The organism is Streptomyces sp. NPDC088794, assembly GCF_044750545.1.
Taxonomy (GTDB): Bacteria; Actinomycetota; Actinomycetes; order Streptomycetales; family Streptomycetaceae; genus Streptomyces.
Genome location: NZ_JBIVKB010000008.1, coordinates 280,885 through 297,226, shown reverse-complemented (window position 1 = coordinate 297,226; position 16,342 = coordinate 280,885). Strand labels below are relative to the sequence as shown.

12 protein-coding genes are annotated in these 16,342 nt (G+C 71.2%); all 12 read right to left on the bottom strand.

The features are described 5' to 3' along the window. Positions 1-35 precede the first annotated feature (35 nt). The 12 genes from ACIP6U_RS23975 to ACIP6U_RS23920 all read right to left on the bottom strand — a co-directional run bounded on the left by ACIP6U_RS23975 (position 36) and on the right by ACIP6U_RS23920 (position 16,253). Positions 36-1,382 (bottom strand): VWA domain-containing protein, encoded by a 1,347-nt coding sequence (locus ACIP6U_RS23975; protein WP_401721243.1) that lies wholly within the window; start codon positions 1,380-1,382, stop codon positions 36-38. Positions 1,383-1,492: 110 nt separating this feature from the next. After that, on the bottom strand, positions 1,493-2,860 hold the full coding sequence (locus tag ACIP6U_RS23970) for a protein phosphatase 2C domain-containing protein (RefSeq protein WP_401721505.1): 1,368 nt from the start codon (positions 2,858-2,860) through the stop codon (positions 1,493-1,495). Then, the gene (locus tag ACIP6U_RS23965; RefSeq protein WP_401721240.1) at positions 2,861-5,341 is read right to left on the bottom strand and encodes a tetratricopeptide repeat protein; all 2,481 of its coding nucleotides are present in this window, start codon (positions 5,339-5,341) and stop codon (positions 2,861-2,863) included. 25 nt (positions 5,342-5,366) lie between these two features. Continuing rightward, a complete protein-coding gene (locus ACIP6U_RS23960; protein ID WP_401721237.1) occupies positions 5,367-6,704 on the bottom strand; it encodes a hypothetical protein in 1,338 nt (445 codons plus the stop codon). Positions 6,705-6,785: 81 nt separating this feature from the next. Continuing rightward, positions 6,786-7,823, bottom strand: a complete 1,038-nt coding sequence (locus tag ACIP6U_RS23955; protein ID WP_401721235.1) for a glutamate ABC transporter substrate-binding protein — start codon at positions 7,821-7,823, stop codon at positions 6,786-6,788. Positions 7,824-7,891: 68 nt separating this feature from the next. Next, positions 7,892-9,343: a hypothetical protein gene (locus ACIP6U_RS23950; RefSeq protein ID WP_401721234.1), complete on the bottom strand. Its 1,452-nt coding sequence runs from the start codon at positions 9,341-9,343 to the stop codon at positions 7,892-7,894. A 194-nt stretch (positions 9,344-9,537) separates the two neighbouring features. Further along, positions 9,538-10,509 (bottom strand): N-acetylglucosamine kinase, encoded by a 972-nt coding sequence (locus ACIP6U_RS23945; protein WP_401721231.1) that lies wholly within the window; start codon positions 10,507-10,509, stop codon positions 9,538-9,540. Then, positions 10,500-11,765, bottom strand: coding sequence for a 6-phospho-beta-glucosidase (locus tag ACIP6U_RS23940; RefSeq protein WP_401721228.1), 1,266 nt, complete (start codon positions 11,763-11,765; stop codon positions 10,500-10,502). The genes ACIP6U_RS23945 and ACIP6U_RS23940 overlap by 10 nt, the downstream gene beginning before the upstream one ends. Before the next feature lie 6 nt (positions 11,766-11,771). Further along, entirely contained in the window at positions 11,772-12,665 is an 894-nt protein-coding gene (locus ACIP6U_RS23935; RefSeq protein ID WP_401721225.1) for a carbohydrate ABC transporter permease, read from the bottom strand. 2 nt (positions 12,666-12,667) lie between these two features. Beyond that, complete coding sequence (locus ACIP6U_RS23930) at positions 12,668-13,609, bottom strand: carbohydrate ABC transporter permease (protein WP_401721223.1); 942 nt, start codon at positions 13,607-13,609, stop codon at positions 12,668-12,670. Then, a complete protein-coding gene (locus tag ACIP6U_RS23925; protein ID WP_401721221.1) occupies positions 13,610-14,947 on the bottom strand; it encodes an ABC transporter substrate-binding protein in 1,338 nt (445 codons plus the stop codon). A 94-nt stretch (positions 14,948-15,041) separates the two neighbouring features. Further along, positions 15,042-16,253 (bottom strand): ROK family transcriptional regulator, encoded by a 1,212-nt coding sequence (locus ACIP6U_RS23920; protein WP_401721218.1) that lies wholly within the window; start codon positions 16,251-16,253, stop codon positions 15,042-15,044. Positions 16,254-16,342 lie beyond the last annotated feature (89 nt).

Genomic DNA, 16,342 nt, shown 5'->3' with positions numbered 1-16,342 from the left:
CGGCTCGTCCCCCTTCCCTTCGTCGTCTCTCGTGCTTACTTCTTTACACGAACAGTCTTTGTGGACCGTGTCTCGAGTGTCATCTCGTCGGCCGACTCGACCTTCGCCTTCAGTCGCACAGTACCTGTCGCGGCATCGACCACGTCCACCACCTTCGCAAGCAGTTTCGCAGTATCCGCGTTTCCGGAGTCGCTCGCGAGCTGAACGGCCCTGCCCAGTTTGGCCGTTGCTCCGTCGAAGTCTCCCGCTTTGCGTAGATCGAGCCCTTGTTGGATGGCTTGTGCCAGTTCGGCCTGCCCGGTGTAGTGGGCGACCTGAGGGTTGATCGACGTCGAGGCGGCCATGTCGTCGGTCCACATGGCCCGTACGAGCCCCTGGGCGCCCAGGTTTTGAGTGCTCCCGTCGGGCTGCGGGACGACCAGCGAGACCCGGGCGGCGAGCATCTCCTGGCCGATGCCGGCCGTCGGGACCTCGACGCACACGTGGTAGTCACGGGACTCGTCTCCCCAGGACCCGGTGGGGTAGTCGCCCGCGCGCGGCCCGGCCTCGGTGCGGCGGTCGGTCAACTCCTCGACCGTGGGCGCGACTTGCTTGACGAACTTGATGGTCGTGCCCACCGGGGTCCACACCCGCAGCGCGACGTCGGCGACCTCCTTGCCCATCGCCTTCTCCATCATCCGCGTGAAGTCGGAGGCGAGGGCGGCCGGGTCGGCGACGATGTCGGCCGTGCCGAGCAGTGCGGACGCGATCGCTGTGACTTCTTTCACTTCCCAGTCGGTGCCCACGCCGCGGGCGTCACAGGTGAAACGGCCGGCGCAGGAGTCGAGCGCGGCCTTCAGGTCCTCGGGCGACTCGTGCTCGTTGCGGCCGTCGGTGAGCAGGATGCCGTGCCGGATCGCCACGTCCGCCGAGGACAGCAGCCGGTCGGCCAGCCGCAGCCAGGTGCCGATGGCCGTACCGCCGCCCGCGCTCAGCTTGCGCAGCGCCTGCTTGGCCTGCTCGCGGGTGGTGGCGTCGGCGACCGCCAGGTTCCCGCCGCCCGGGTAGACCTCCTTGGCCACATGGGTGCCGCCGATCACCGCGAAGTGCACCCCGTCCCGCAGGGTGTCGATCGCGGCGGCGGTGGCGTCCCGCGCGTTGCGCATCTTGGTCGCCGGGTAGTCCATCGAGCCGGAACAGTCGACCATGATCGCCACGGCCGCGGACGGCCCCCGCCCCGGCGCGTAGAGCTGGGGCGCGGCGACCGGACTGCCGATCGTGCCGCCGCCGGTGGCGGTCACCGTGACGATCGCGTTGACCTCGTTGCCGTCCGCCGGCAGGTACTCGTTCTGGTACACGTCCACCGAGAACTGCGGCACGTTCGACTTCGCGAAATTGGCCATGCCTACTCAAATCCCCCTCAAAACCCCGCGGTTGGCGGGGCGATGACGTCATCGCGAACCGGTCCCCTCCGGTCCGCCCGTGCGCTGCCGTGCGTTCCCCGTGTACGGCCTCAGGCCGATCCTGCCCCCTGAGGCAGGGCCGGGAACGGCACGACGGCCACTGTTACGTTGTCGTGGCCCCCGCCGTCCAGGGCGTGGCCGACCAGAACCTGGGCGCTGTGCAGCGGACGCACGGCCGCGTCCGGCGGGACGACCTCGGCCATGTCCTCGGCCGCCTCCGCGTAGTTCCACAGCCCGTCGGTGCACACCACCACTACACCCGGCCGGTCCGGCTTGAAGGAAGCCGTGTGCGGATCCAGTTCGTAGGCGTCCGCGCCGAGCCAGCCGGTGATCGCGTGGGCGCGCTCGTCGGCGTAGGCCTCGGCCTCGTTCATCAGGCCCGCGGCCACCATCTGCGCGGCCCACGAGTCGTCCTCGGTCAGCCGGGCCGGCGGTGAGGCGCGGTCCACCGGCACCCAGTAGGCGCGGCTGTCGCCGACCCAGCCGACGACCAGCAGTCCCGCGGTCACCACCGAACCGACGATGGTGCAGGCCGGCGCGTTCTGGTGCGGGGCGTGCTCGCGGGCCGTGGCGGGCTCGTCGGCCAGCGCGTTGACGGCCAGCGAGGCGGCCACGATCGCGTCGTGCAGCGCCTGCTGCGGGTGGGTGCCGCGGGGCAGGGCGGCCAGCAGCGACTCGGTGGCGACCCGGGCCGCGGCGAGCGAGGCGTCGTCGGGACGGGTCGCCGAGGAGACGCCGTCGCAGACGATCGCCACCGACGCGGGCGAGCCGTCGGGCAGTGTGGCGAGGCCGATGCCGAACGCGTCCTCGTTGCGGTGGTGGCGCAGACCCCGGTCGCTGACGGCGGCCAGCGGGCCGCACTCCTGCTCCATGTGGTCGCGCTCCCGGGGCTGGGCGTGCCCGCAGTTCTCGCAGTAGCCGTCCCGGTCGACGTGACCCGCCCGGCAGGCCACGCACACCTTGGCCTCCGACGCCGGACCGGCCTGCTCGGCCAGCCGCGGGTCCGGTGCCTGCAACGGGTACTCGTCGGGCTCCGGCGGCCGGTCGAAGCGCACCCCGGAGGCCGGGGAGACCGGCGATCCGGTGGGCGGACCGGCCGGCAGTCCGGCGGCCTGGGGCAGCGGCGGCGGGTGCTCCGGGGACAGCGGGGTGCCGCCGGAGTCCGTGCCGCGCAGGTCCGTCGGCAGATGGGTCGCCGCGGGCGTGCTCGAACTGCTCGGCTCGGGGGCGACGGGCCAGGCCACGCCGTCGTCGCCGGACGGCACGTCCGTGCCGTTCAGCATGACCGTGGGGTGGTCGTCGGGCGGTGCGGGCACCGCGGACAGGTCGTATCCGCACGCACCGCAGAAGCGGTCGCCCGACTCGAGCGGCCACTCGCAGCTCGGGCACGCGGACAGCTGGGGCATCTGCGACATCAGCTACACCCACGTCCGGGGGCGGTAACGGTTGGCACGTTCCACCAGGTCGATCCTCTCCTCGCCGCCCCGCGCCAGCCGGGCCAGCGTGCGGTACGAACGCTCCAGGCCGAAGCGGAGGCCCCGCTCGTCCAGGTCGCTGCCGAGCAGCGCCCGCCGCGCGGGCGCCGAACCCTGGCCCCCGGAGAGTATCCAGTCCAGCGCGCACCCGAGGACCTCGGCCGACAACTGCTCCCGGCGAGCCGGGTCCAGACCGTACGCGTCCAGCGCCTCGACCTGCCCCGCGGCGGCGGTCAGGTCGTCCAGGAAGGGTACGTCCGCGGCGACCGCCGTGCGTTGACGCAGCCGCGCCCGTACGGCGGCCACGCGCGCGGCCGTGTAGTGGATCGACGACTCCGGCACCGACTCCAGCGTCCGTACGGCCCCGGCGCGGTCCCCGCTCGCCAGCTGGACGCGGGCCAGCGCGAAGGCGGCGCTCACATAGCTGGGGTCGGTCGACCAGACCAGGCGGTAGTACTCGGCCGCGTTGTCCAGCTGCCCCAGCACCTCCGCGCACAGCCCGAGGGCCAGCTTGGGGGCGATCTCGCCGGGGAAGGCGTCGTAGATCGCGTCGAAGGCGAGCGCCGCGCCCTCCTGGTCGCCGGTGACCAGGGCGGCCGCGCCCCGGTACCAGACCACCCGCCAGTCGTCGGGCCGCTCGCTCTCCAGGGCCTGCAGGGCGTTCAGCGCGGTCGCCGAGTCGCCGTTCTCCAGCCAGGCGCGGATCTGCCGCAGCCGGGTCTCGGCCGACTGGGCCGGCGCGGCGGCGAGCGCGCCGAGCAGTTCGGTCGCCGCGGTGGTCATCAGGCCCGCGAGGAACCCCGCGTTGGGGTCGGCGGGGTCCACGTGCGGGACCGGCAGGGCGAGCGCGGCGGCCGGTGAGTCGACCGACTTGACCAGCGCGGGAGCATCCCCCGAGGTGAGCTCGGGCGGCCGCTGCTGCGATGTCGCCCGGGCGCCGAGGCGCGAGACCTCGCCGGTCAGCTTCGGGAACAACTCCGCGTCCGTGACCCTCAGTTCGGGCCCGAACAGGGTCGACAGGGCGGGGCGGGCGCGGCCCGTCTGGAGCGACACGACCTCGCGCAGCACGCCCGTCAGCTGCTCGGCCATCTCCTGCGCGGAGGCGAACCGGCGGGCCGGGTCGGGGTCGGTGGCACGGACCAGGAGCCGGTAGAAGGACTCGTACTGGCGGAAGACCTCGATGTTGTCCGGGTCGGGCAGGGAGTCCACGAAGACGTTCGTGTAGCCCTGGAAGTCGAAGGTCATCACCGCGAGGGTGCGGGCGACCGTGTACAGGTCGCTGGCCACCGACGGGCCGACCTCCGCGACCTCCGGCGCCTGGTAGCCCACCGTGCCGTAGATGGCCGACTCGTCGTCGTCCATCCTGCGCACCGCGCCCATGTCGATCAGCTTCAGCTGGTCCTCGGTCTGGATCGCGTTGTCGACCTTGAAGTCGCAGTACAGGAGGTTGCGGCTGTGCAGATGGCCGAGCGCCTCAAGGGCCTCGATGCCGTACGCGCACGCCTGCTCCACCGGCAGCGGGTCGCGCTTGCCCTCGGGCGTGCGGCGGTCGTTGGCGATCTCCTTGAGCGACTTGCCGCCGACGTACTCCATGACGATGTAGCCGTCGAGCGAGCCGGTGCGCTGGTCGAGGTGCTCCACGAAGTTGTAGATCCGCACGATGTTGGAGTGCTCGATCTCCGCCAGGAACCGCCGCTCGGAGATCGCCGCCGCCATCGCGTCCTGGTCGCCGGTGTCCAGCAGGCCCTTGAGCACGACCCACCGGTCCGACACCGCGCGGTCCACGGCCAGGTAGACCCAGCCGAGCCCGCCGTGCGCCAGACAGCCGACCACCTCGTACTGGCCGTGCACCACATCGCCCGCTGCCAGTTTCGGCGTGAACGAGTACGGGTTGCCGCACTTGGTGCAGAAGCCCTCCGTACGCCCGGGTGAGTCGCCGCGCGAACGCCCCACCGGCGCCCCGCAGTCCGAGCGCGAGCAGAACCGCTTGCGCTCGGGCACCTCGGGGTTGTCCTGCACCATCGCGCGCGGGTCGGGCCGCGGCACGTCCGGCACCTGCACCAGACCGACGCCGAGCCGGCCACGGCTGCTGGTGCCCGTACTGGAGCCGGAGCTGCGCACCGACACCGAACGGCCCGTCGAGCCGCCCGACACCGAGCGCGACAACCGTCCCGACACCGAGCGCCGGGACTTCGCCGACTGCGACGACGTACGCGAGCTGCTGCGGCTGCTGGCGCGCGAACTGGCGCTGTTCGCCGAGCCCTTGCGGCCGCCGGTCAGCCCGGTCGGCGGCGAGCTCACCATGCCGTCCGCCGAGACGACCGGGGCCAGGCCGCACGTGTCGCAGTACAGCTCGCCGCCGCCCACGTCCTCGTACGTGCCCTCGCAGTCCGGCCGCTGGCACTTCTGTTCCGCCTGACTCATGACGCCGCCGCCCCCTTCGAGTCGCTCATGCTCCCGGCCCCCTACGGTCCTGCGGTCCGCCCTGGTCCGCCGCGGGCGGGGCGGTGAGCAGTTCGGCCGCCGCGTGCTGGTAGCGCAGCACGGCCTGTTCGGCCACCCGCAGATCGCACGGCGCGCTCCACAGCATGCGGCGCGCCGCGTCGTACCGCTCGATGAGGAACCTGTCCTCGGCGAGCCCGTGCCGGGCTACCTTCGCCTTGTACGCGTCCAGCCGGCCGCGCAACTCCGCGCGGACCGCGAGCGGTTGGGTGACCGCGCTCAACGACTCGCGGGCGCGCAGCAGTTCGTCCTCCGCCTTCTGCTCCAGGGACTCCAGGAGCGGCGAGAGCCGATGCCACTGGGCGTGCCTGCGGTACTCGGCGGCCGTCGCCAACTGCTCCTGAAGCACGGTCGGCGGGCCGCTGACCACCGGCACCTCGGTGGCGGCGATCTTCGCCAGCACCTCGCCACGCGCGTTGCGCGCCTCGGCGAGCGTGCGGTCCGCGCGCGAGAGCACGTCCCGCAGCCTGACCAGCCGCTGCTCCGCGTCCTGCCGGACGGTGAGCACGGCGTCGATCTCCCGGCGCACGTCCTCCAGGGCGCGCGCCTCACGGTCGTACACCGTCGTGTCGGGCCGGCCGCCGCCCGGCGCCGAACTCCCTTGCGCGGCGACCCAGTACGCGAGCGGGTCGGACACCACCTGCTCACGCAGCGAGGTCAGGGTGCGGGTGATGCGCTCCAGGTCGTCGCCCGCCGGGTGCTCACCGGGGCGCACGCCGACGGAGTGGGCGAGCTTGCGGGTGCGCTGCAACTCCGCGGCCAGTAAATCGATCCGGGCGGGCAGCGCCGACCACACCGCGTCGGCGGCGACGACCATGTCCAGGCTCGTCGCGTACAGCTCGTTCATCCGCTCCACGAGCGTGACCAGCGAGAAGCGGTGGCTGAGCCTGCCGGCGGCGGACCCCAGCGTCGGCGCGTTCGCCGTGGCCTCGGTGGACACCGAACCGGCGACCGTGACGCACTCGCCGCGCAGCAGCTCCGTCAGCTCCACCAGGTCCTCACGGCTGGACCAGCGGCGCCGGGAGCGGATGTCCCGGGCGGAGCGCAACGCGCCGCTGTACGCGTCGAAGTACGCCCACAGCAGGGTGATCGACGCGTCCGCGGACGCCCAGCGCTCCTTGGTGGTGCCCGTCAGCTCGGCGCCTTCGAGGAGTCTGCGGCCCGCGTGGTCCTGGAGGGCGAGCAGCGAGGTCTCGACCGCCTCGTGCTCCGCGCCGAGCCGCGCCAGCGCACGGTCCACCTCGTCCCGGTCCATCACCGGCCCGGCGGGGTCCGTGACGCCCATCGATCACCTCTCGCTGCTGTCGTGTGCCGTCGTGTCGTGGTCGTGCCGTGTTCCGTCAATCGTCCGTCGGTCGATGGTCGTTCACCGGTAGTGCGCCACGGGAGGGGTCGCCGAGGGCGACTTCTTGTCGCCCTGGTCCAGGGTCGCGTGCAGCCACTTCGCGTACGACGCCTGCCAGCCGCCGTCGTCGACGTAGTTCCGCAGGGTCCGGTTGACCTGGCGTACCAGATCGTCGGCCTTCGAGTTCATCGCCACGCCGTAGTACTCGTCGGTGAACGGCGCGCCCTTGAGCTCCACCGCCGGGTCCTGCGCGGCCTGGCTCGCGGCGAGCGCGCCGTCCGTCACCACCGCGTCGACCTCGCCGAGCTGCAACTTCACCAGGCAGTCGAGCTGGTTGGGGACCGTCGTCGAGATGTCGGTGGAGGCCGGGATCTTGTCGCCCTTGTCCGCCGTCAGGTTGTCGAGCGCGGTGGAACTCTCGGCCGAGCAGACCTTCTTGTCGGCGAGAGTGGCGTTGTAGCCGGTGATCGTCGAGTTCTTGGGTGCAAGGACCTGCTGGCCGGTCCTGAAGTAGGGCGCGGAGAAGGCGACTTGCTTGATCCGGTCGCAGGTGATCGTCATGGTGCGGACCACCATGTCGACCTCGCCGCTCTCGATCGCCTCTATCCGCCTGCTGGTCGGTATCGCCTTGAACGAGACCGCGTTCGGGTCGCCGAGGATGTCCTGGGCGATCCGGTGGACGAGGTCGATGTCGAAGCCCTCCAGCGCGCCGGAGGCGTTGGTCGGGTCGAGGTAGCCCCAGCGGTAGCTGTTGGTGTCGACGCCGACGATCAGCCGCCGGTCCTTGCGGGCCTTGATCTCGTCGATGGTCGTCGTGGCACCGCCGCCCGTCGGCGACAGGCTCCGGTCCTGCGGGTTCGTGCACTCCTCCGCCTTGGCCTGCCGGCCGTCGGCGACGCCCTGCCCGCCGGTCCCGACAGAGCCGTCCGCGCCCTTGGACTGGGACAGGGGCAGCAGCACGAAGACCACGGTGAGAGCGCAGGCGACCGCCATCGCACCCACCCCGCCCCAGCCCCGGAGGCTGGACCGCGGACGCTGTGACAGACGGTGTGCGTTCATCCTCACGCCCCCTTTCGGAGCCTTCCCCCGACCCGACTTCCCCCGAATCCCGTTCACCACTGGCCTGTTCACCGGTACTCCGACAGCCTGCGCCCGATGCCGAGCACCGCGCCGGCCGCGGCCAGCACCGCGAGCACCGCGGCCCCGTACGGCAGCCCGGTGAACGCGTCCCGGCCGCCCGTCGCGGCCTGCTCGAACTCGCCCTGCTCATGATCGAGCGCCGTCTTCAGCGCCTTGTCGACGTTGTCGAAGCACACGCTCGTGGGGTCCTTGCCGACCCCGATGACCTTGTCCCGGGCCTGCTGGTAGTTGCCCTTGTCGTTCAGCCCCTGGGCCACCACGTGCCGGTCCTTCCACGCCTTCATGAAGCTGTTGGCGTCCGCGACCGGTTTCGCGCCCGCCGAGTCGTCGGCGAGGGAGTCGGCCTTGGCGAGCGCCGAGGCGAGCCGGCCGATCTCGGTGTCGTAGCCCACCGCGTAGGCGTCCATGGTCTGGTCGCCGACCTTCTTGGTGTCGGCGCCCCTGCGGATCAGGCTGAGGTTCTCGTCGCTGCGGGCCGTCAGGGAGGCGATGCGGGCGTCCTGGAGGACGTTGAGGGAGCGCACGCCGTGTTCGTAGGAGTCGTTCAGGCCCGCGCGGGCGACCGTGTGGCCGACCACCAGCCAGAGCAGGACCACCACGCAGGCGCCCGATGCGGTGACCAGGCCGTGGTTCAACACCCGGTTCGTGCGCTGGTAGTTGCGCCGCTGGGCCCAGACCAGGGCGGCCAGCACGGCGACGCCGAGGCCGAGCGCGGCCCACGGGAACGCCTTCGCGTCCGCGTAGTCCGACTGGAGCCGCTGGTTCTCCCAGGTGTAGAGGTCCTGGGCCTTCGGCAGCATCTGCGTCTGCATCTTCTCGTTGGCCGCGCGCAGATAGGCGCCGCCCACCGGGAAGCCCTGCCGGTTGTTGGCCCGGGCCGTCTCGACCAGGCCCTTGTACTCCGGCAGTTGCTCGTTCAGGTCGGCGATGGCGTTCGCCGATTCGGATCCGGCCTCCGAGTTGGCGGCGGCCTTGACCAGCTTGGCCGCCGCCTCGCGTATGTCCTTCTCGTACGCCTGCCGCGTCGCGGGCTTCTCCTGGAGGCCCGCCAGATAGCCGCTGGCCGCCGCGGTGTTGGCGTCGGCGAGCGCGCGGTATATGTCGGCCGCGTCGGAGCTGAGCGGCTGGCTGCGGTTGAGGACGTCGTCGGCCGCGGCCGCCCGGTCCGCCATCTGCCAGGCGGTGATCGCGCCGAAGAGGACGACGAGCAGCGCGAGCAGCGCGCCGATGATCCGCAGCCGCCCCGGCTCGGTGGTCGCGGCGGCCCGCAGCCGGTCGGCGCCCTCGGCGAAGGCCGTACGGCGCGCGGGCCCGGGCGCGACGGGCGGACCCGACGGTGCCGCGGGCGGCACGGGCTGTCCCTGCTGCGGCGGCACGACCGGCATCGTGGGCAGGCCGGAACCCGGTGGCGCCGTGGTGCTCTTCGGCGGGTGTGTCACTTCGACCTCCCCCATGGTCATCGTCGCCGCAAGTATCGCCGCCCGCACCGACATCCGCACCGGCCTTCACTGGATCTTGATCCGATCGCAGCCGGTGGAGCGCGGTTCAGTAGCCGGTATACCGGTACAGCGCGACGCCCGCAGCACCCCCTGCCCATGAATACGCCGCCGGAATCAGTTCGGTTCCCGCGACCTCACTCCTCGAAGTGCGCCCGCACGCGCCGGTGCACCTCGGCCGCCGCTCCGACCCGGTCCAGGCCCAGCAGCGCCGCCCCCAGCACCGGGCTCGCCGTGACCACCAGCGGCACCGCCTTCGGCGCCCGTACCGCCAGCAAGTCCCGTATCCCGTCGTTGAGTTGGGGGTGCTGAGCGGCCAGCACACCGCCGCCGAGCAGGACCGGGGTCTCCTCCTCCAACAGGTCGAGCCGGGTCAGCGCCACCGTCGCCATGGTCACCACCTCGTCCGCCAGCCGGTCCACCAGCGCGCGGGCGACCGGGTCGCCGTCGGCCGCGGTGGCGAACAGGACCGGGGTCAGTTCGTGCCGCCGCGCGTACGCGACCTCCTCCAGGTGCAGTGCCTCGATCAGTTCGAGCATGGTGGTGTGGCCGAAGTGGGCGGGCAGGGCGTGCGCCAGCGCCGTCGGCCCGCCGCGGCCGTCCTCGGCCCGGGCGGCGAACCACAGGGCCTCCTCCGCCAGGCCCCAACCACCGCCCCAGTCACCGGAGATGCGGCCGATCGCGGGGAAGCGGGCGGTGCGGCCGTCGGGACGCATGCCGACGCAGTTGATGCCCGCCCCGCACACCACGGCGACCCCGCGCGGCTCGGTGATACCGGCCCGCAGGATGGCGAAGGTGTCGTTGCGGACCTCGATCCCGGCGCCCCACCCGCGCGCGTGCAGCGCCGCCGCCAGTTGCTCCTCCTCCACCGGGAAGTCGGCGTTGGCGAGACAGGCCGAGACGTGCTCGACCGACTCCACGCCGGCGGCGGCGAAGGCCTCCTCCACCGCCGCGGCGACGGAGTCCACGGCCGTCTCTATCCCCACCGTGGGCGGCCGGAACCCGCCGCCGCGGGCCGTCGCGAGGATCTCCCCGTCGGCCGCCACGACCGCGACGTCGGTCTTGCTGTTGCCGGCGTCGACGGCGAGGACACGTGCGGTCATGCCCACGCGAGATGCTCCTGGTTGTGTGCGATCAGCTGGTCGGTGAGGGTCTCGGCGTACTCGAACTGGCCGATGAGGGGATGCGCGAGCAGCGCCTTGAACACCCGGTCGCGGCCGCCGCGCAGGGCGGCCTCAAGCGCCAGGTCCTCGTAGGCGGTCACGTTGGCCATCAGGCCCGCGTACAGCGGGTCGACGGCGGCCACCGGCAGCGGGGTCGGGCCCTGCGGGCCGACGGCCGCCTGGACCTCGATCACCGCGTCGTCGGGCAGGAAGGGCAGCGTGCCCCGGTTGTAGGCGTTCACCACCTGGTACGGCGATCCGCCGGCGCCCAGCAGCGAGGCCGCGAGGTCCACGGCCGCCTCCGAGTAGTAGGCGCCGCCCCGCTTGGCCAGCAGCTCCGGCTTCTCGTCGAGCGCGGGGTCGCCGTACATCGTCAGCAACTGCCGCTCCATCTCCGCCACTTCGGCGGCCCGGGAGGGCTTGGTGCGCAGCTCGCGGACGACCTCGTCGTGGGCGTAGAAGTAGCGCAGGTAGTACGACGGGACCACGCCGAGCCGGTCCACCAGGACCCGCGGCAGGCGCAGGTCCTCGGCGATCGCGTCGGCGTGCTCGGCCAGCAGCTTGGGCAGCACGTTCTCGCCCTCGGGGCCGCCCAGACGCACCCCGGTCTCCCAGGTGAGGTGGTTGAGACCCACGTGGTCGAGGTGGATGTCCGTGGGCGCGACGCCCAGCATCCCGGCGAACTTCCGCTGGAAGCCGATCGCCACGTTGCACAGCCCGACCGCCTTGTGGCCGGCCTGGAGCAGCGCGCGGGTCACGATCCCCACCGGGTTGGTGAAGTCGATGATCCAGGCGTCCGGGTTGGCCCGGCGGACCCGCTCGGCGATGTCCAGGACCACCGGGACCGTGCGCAGCGCCTTGGCCAGACCGCCGGCGCCGGTGGTCTCCTGGCCGACGCAGCCGCACTCCAGCGGCCAGGTCTCGTCCTGCTGGCGGGCCGCCTGGCCGCCGACGCGCAGTTGCAGCAGCACCGCGTCGGCGCCCTCGACGCCGGCGTCCAGGTCGGAGGTGGTGACGATCCTGCCGTTGTGCCCCTGCTTGGCGAAGATCCGGCGGGCCAGCCCGCCGACCAGCTCCAGGCGCTCGGCGGCCGGGTCGACCAGCACGAGTTCCTCGATGGGCAGGGTGTCCCGCAACCGGGCGAAGCCGTCGATCAGTTCGGGTGTGTAGGTCGAGCCTCCGCCGACCACGGTGAGTTTCATACGGGGTTAACCCTTCACTCCGGTGAGCGTGACGCCCTCGACGAACGCCTTCTGGGCGAAGAAGAAGACGAGGATCACGGGGGCCATGACCAGTACGGTCGCGGCCATGGTCAGATTCCAGTCGGTGTGGTGCGCGCCCTTGAAGGACTCCAGGCCGTAACTCAGTGTCCAGGCGCCCGGGTTCTCGGACGCGTAGATCTGGGGACCGAAGTAGTCGTTCCAGGCGTAGAAGAACTGGAAGAGCGCGACGGCGGCGATGCCGGGCTTGGCCATCGGGATGACGACCCGCAGCAGGGTGCGCAGTTCACCGCAGCCGTCGACCTTCGCCGCGTCCAGGTACTCGTTCGGGATGGTCAGCAGGAACTGGCGCAGCAGGAAGATGGTGAACGCGTCGCCGAACGCCATCGGGATGATCAGCGGCCACAGCGTGCCGGACAGGTCCAGCTGCTTCGCCCAGAACAGGTACATCGGGATGATGACGACCTGGGGCGGCAGCATCATCATCGAGATGACCAGCATCAGGGAGAGGTTCCGGCCGCGGAAGCGGAACTTGGCGAGCGCGTAGGCCACCGGGATCGACGACGCGACACTCAGGACGGTGCCGAGACCGGCGTAGATCAGGGTGTTCTTCCACCAGGTCAGGAAGCCCGGGGTGTCGAAGACCTTCTTGTAGTTGCCCCACTCCCAGGTGTGCGGGATCAGATCGCGGCTGAGGGCCTGGGTGTCGCTCATCAGCGAGGTCAGGAACACGAACACGAACGGGAGCACGAAGAAGAGCGCCGCCGCCACGCCGAGCGAGTGGATCGCGATCCACTCCAGGAGCGCCCGGCGCCGGGCCGTGCGCTCGGCGGGAGTGGCCGGGGTCCCCAACTCCACGGGCTTGTCCAGGACTTGGGTCATGGTCAGTCACCTGCCAGGTTGAGACCGCCCCGACGCCGCATCAGGAACGCGGTGAACACCATCGACAGGACGAAGAGGACGAGGGCGACGACACACGCGGAGCCGTAGTCGAAGCGCTGGAAGCCGAGGTTGTAGACGAGCTGGGGGAGGGTGAGCGTGGACTTCTCCGGGTAGCCGGGCTCGAACTGCGTGCCGGCGCCCTGGATCACGCCCGAGGCGACCTTCCCCGCGATCAGCGGCTGGGTGTAGTACTGCATCGCCTGGATCACGCCGGTGACCACCGCGAACATGACGATCGGCGAGATGTTGGGCAGGGTGACGAACCGGAACCGCTGCCAGGCCGAGGCGCCGTCCAGCTCGGCCGCCTCGTACTGCTCCTTGGGCACGTCGAGCAGCGCGGCCATGAAGATGACCATGAGGTCGCCGATGCCCCACAGGGCGAGCAGGGTGAGGGCCGGCTTGGACCAGGTGGGGTCGTTGAACCAGCCCGGCGCCGGGATGCCGATCTTCTCCAGGATCGAGTTGACCGGGCCCGTACCGGGGTTGAGCAGGAAGGCGAACGCCATCGTGGCCGCCACCGGCGGGGCGAGGTAGGGCAGGTAGAACAGGGTGCGGAAGACACCGGTGGCCGTCTTGATCTTGGTGATCAGCAGGCCGACGCCGAGTCCGAACAGGACCCGAAGCGTCACCGTGATCACGACCAGCCACAGGGTGTTGCGCAGGGCGGGCCAGAAGAGGGGGTAGTGCTCGAAGACGTACGTCCAGTTCTTCGTGCCGCTCCACGTCGGCGGTTTGAAGCCGTCGTAGTGCATGAACGAGAAGTAGATCGTCGAGATCATCGGGTACGCGAAGAAGACCGCGAACCCGATCAGCCAGGGCGACATGAAGGCGAAGGTGCGAAGCGCCGACCTGCGGCGCTTCGACGCCAGAGTGATCGTGGACATCTACTTCGCCTGCGCGATGTCCGTGTCGATCTGCTTGGCCGTGCTCTCCAGGCCGGACTTGAGGTTCTTCACCTTGCCGCTCTCGAAGTCGTAGCCGAAGTTCTGGATCGTCACCAGGTACTGGCCGCCGTTGATGGAGGCCGGGCTGGTGGTGGAGTTCGGGTTCGCGGCGATGTCCAGGAAGGTCTTGAAGCGCGGGTCGTACTTCAGCTTCGGGGACTTCAGGGCGGCCAGCGTGGAGGGCACGTTGTGGATGTCGTTGGCGAAGCCGACCACCGCGTCCGTGTTCGTGGTCATGTACTTCACCAGCTCCCAGGCCGCGTTCTGCTTGTGGCTGGTGGCGGCGATGCCGGCGATGGTGCCGGTGATGTAGCCCTTGCCGTACTGGTCGGCCTGGTCATCGGGGACGGGCAGCGGGGCCACGCCGATCTCGAACTCGGGCTTGGCGTCCAGGGCCATGCCCAGGCGCCACTCACCGTCCAGCTGCATGGCGACCTGGCCGGTGTGGAAGGGGTGCTTGGCGCCCCACTCGTCGCCGAGCGTGGCGCGGTACTTCTCCAGCTTCTTGAATCCGCCGAGTTCGTCCACGAGCTTCTTCTGGAGCTCGAAACCGGCGGTGAACGCGGGGTCCTTGGCGACGTTCGACTTGCCGCTGGAATCGAAGTACGTGGGCGAGAACTGCGCGAAGATGTGCTCGGTCGTGGTCTCCCAGCCGTGGTAGTTCGGCATGACCCCGAGCTGCTTGTAGCTGTCGCCGTCGGAGATCGTCAGCTTCTTGGCGTCGGTCTCGAACTCGGACCAGGTCTTCGGCGGGGTCTTGATGCCGGCCTTGGCGAACGCCGTCTTGTTGTAGTAGAGGCCGTAGGCGTCACCGAGCAGCGGCACCGTGCAGCGGTTGCCGTCGAACTGGGTGTACTCGTTCATCGCCTTCGGGAACGTCGTCTCCGGGTCGATGTCCGCCTTCTTGAAGAAGGGGTTGAGGTCGACCAGGGCGCCCGAGGAGCAGAACTTGCCGACGTTGTTCGTGGTGAACGACGAGATGACGTCGGGGGCCTTGTCGCCGCCCGCGCGCAGCGCCTGGTTGATCTTGTCGTCGGTGACGTTGCCGACGATGTTGACGTGGATGTTGGGGTGGGCCTTCTCGAAGCCGGCGACCAGCGTCTTGACGGCCTTCACCTCGTTCGGCGCGCTCCAGGCGTGCCAGAAGTTGATGGTCGTGTCCTTCGAGGCGTCGTCGTCGGAGCCGGAGGAGGACTGGCCGGTACAGGCGGTGGCCAGCAGGGCGATGGAGGCGGAAGCGGCGAGAGCGACGGCCGCTTTCCGGGACATTCCGGGCATGGCAGGGTCTCCCAGGGACGGGGCGAGGTGGGTGAGGGAAGCAGAGGAAAGAAGGAGGACGGGTGGGGCGTGGTGCGTGGGGCTTGGAGGGGGTTCAGCGCGAGGTGTCGAAGACCTCGTCGCGGGTGGTCGCGAGCGCGCTCTCCAACGCGCCGCGCAGCACGGGTTGTTCGGTGACGTCGCCGACGACGAGCCGGGGCCGGGAGGCGGCCAGCTCCTCCAGCTCGGCCTGGACCAGGGCGCGCAGGGTCTCGCCGCCGGAGGTCAGCGAGGCCCCGCTGAGGACGACGAGTTCGGGGTCGAGGACGGAGACCAGCGAGGCCAGACCGGTCGCGAGATGCGTCGCGTACGTCTCCAGCAGTCGCCGTTCCGGGCCGCTGTCGGTCTCGGCGGCGCGAGCGACGAGGGCGGCGGCCACCTCGGTGGACGAGCCCGAGGGGATGTCCTCGACGCCGAACTGCCGGGCCAGCTTGGGGATCGCCTGCGAACCGGCCAGCTCCTGGTAACCACCGCTGTTGGCCTTGGTCACCTGCCGGACCAGGGGTGCGCCCGGCACCGGCAGGAAGCCGACCTCGCCGGCGCCGCCGGTCCAGCCGCGGTGCAGCCGCCCGCCGAGGACGAGCGCGGCGCCGAGGCCGCCCTCGTTCCACAGCAGTACGAAGTCCCCGTGGCCGCGGGCCGCGCCGAGCCGCTGTTCGGCGACGGCGGCGAGGTTCACGTCGTTCTCGTACTCGACCGGCATCGGCAGTGCGGCGGCGAGTTCGTCGAGCAGCGCCGGGGTGTGCCAGCCCGGCAGGTGCGAGGCGTAGCGCAGCCGGCCGGTGTTGGGGTCGAAGGCGCCGGGGGTGCCGATGACGAGCCGGTGGACGTCGTCCCGGGCCAGCCCGGCCGCCTTGACGGCACCGTCGAGGGCGTCGGTGACCTGCCGGACCACGGGCTGCGCCGGCCGCCGTCCCGGGGTGGGCAGTTCGTACGAGCCCACCGTGCGGCCGGTGACGTCGGCGACCGCGGCCAGCACCCGTTCCGGGGTGACGTCGAGCCCCGCGGCGTACGCGGCCGCCGGATTGACCTCGTACAGCTGGGCGTTGGGGCCCGGGCGGCCCTCGGTGGTGCCGGTGGCGAGCACCAGTCCGGCCGCCTCCAGGCGGGCGAGCAGCTGGGAGGCGGTGGGCTTGGAGAGGCCGGTGAGCTTGCCGATCCGGGTGCGGGAGAGCGGGCCGTGCTCCAGGAGGAGGTCCAGGGCGGCGCGGTCGTTCATGGCGCGCAGGACCCGCGGGGTGCCCGGTGTGCCGGCTGTTCCTGCCATGTGGGTCGCCACCTGCCTTTCGACTGCCCAGCTTCTCAGCGACCTCCGCTGGAAGTCCATCCGGTGACCATGGTGCCCGGTCGGCGGGT